Genomic DNA, 1,259 nt, shown 5'->3' on the forward strand with positions numbered 1-1,259 from the left:
AACGCGTGTTTAATGGGCAAATTACAGTTGGTTAAAATAGCGACGCAGGAGCAAAACCAACTGTTATTTGTCCCTGTTTAAACGCTTGTTAAGTTGCGTATTGCAATAAAAAACCATAGATTACCAAACCTAACACCAACAACATTGTAATTAAAATTAACCAACCAAGGACAATAAATATACGTCCAAATAAGTTATTGAGGTTTGAATTATTAATTTTTTCAATAGATGTTAGCCTAAATACGGCAGAAGAAGCCATTAGACCGCCAAGCCCCATAAAGGGAAATAATACGACAAATATAAAAAGTCCAACTGCACTTGCTGCCGATAAAGAATCATCTGCTCCTAAACCATTTAGAAGCATAAATGCTGGCACAAACCCTATTAAAAAGATTATATCGCCCCAAACTAATCGAGATTTATACACTTAACTTTCCTTAGCTACTTAACGCTTTAATCAGCCGACGCGTTAGCGGTCGGCTGCATTGACTTGTTAGGTTTCATTTTTTCTACGTCCGTTGAAACGTTTTTCACGCTCTTTGGTATCTTTCGCTGTGCCAATTCGCCAACCTAGGAAACGATTGATATCATCTATTGCTTCTTGAGCACAACACCTTACCCACTCACTTGGATCTTTTAAGGCTCTAAGTAATACGGGCTTTACTATATTTTTTTCAAGTTTCTGATGCGTCATTGCCGTATAAACAAAACCACGCATAGAGTTACCTCTAACATACTCATCAGGATGCTCTGACAATACAACACTTACTTCTTGTGTAAATTTCCAATTATCATGGCAAAAACCTAGCTTCATCGGAATCAATACTAAAGCTTCAGTGTCATTGTTTTTTATGGCATCCCAAATTTCAGCGTCTGAAAATTCGTTGGTATGGACGTCTCTATACAATAATTTACTCATACAAACCTAACGCTCAAAACAGCGGCGCGGTACGCGTCCGACTGCTTTTGTTTGTTAGCAGCCTAAACCGAACTTTCGCGGCTTGCCGCACTGGCAAACCCGAACAACGGCAGACTGCTGTTATTAAAACCTACACCGGTTAACTGCGACACAGCGAGCCAACCGTAACCTATAAAACTGTTAAGCGAAGCCATGAAGAACAACGCTACCGCCATACCCGTTTGCACCAAACCCACAAACGGGCGAGCTTTGACTTTTTGCCAGTGCCGTTTGGAAAGCCAAACACGAGCAAGGCCCGAACAAAACTACTGACTAAAACCCTTAAAACCCAAAAGCCTGC

2 protein-coding genes are annotated in these 1,259 nt (G+C 40.7%); both read right to left on the reverse strand.

The genetic code is table 11. The annotated features are described in order from the left end of the window. Positions 1 to 88 precede the first annotated feature (88 nt). Entirely contained in the window at positions 89 to 427 is a 339-nt protein-coding gene (locus JAO78_RS16620; protein WP_226752480.1) for a hypothetical protein, read from the reverse strand. 66 nt (positions 428 to 493) lie between these two features. Then, on the reverse strand, positions 494 to 919 hold the full coding sequence (locus JAO78_RS16625) for a hypothetical protein (RefSeq protein ID WP_226752481.1): 426 nt from the start codon (positions 917 to 919) through the stop codon (positions 494 to 496). Between the last annotated feature and the right edge of the window lie 340 nt (positions 920 to 1,259).

The organism is Alishewanella maricola (assembly GCF_016343785.1).
GTDB classification, from domain to species: domain Bacteria; phylum Pseudomonadota; class Gammaproteobacteria; order Enterobacterales; family Alteromonadaceae; genus Alishewanella; species Alishewanella maricola.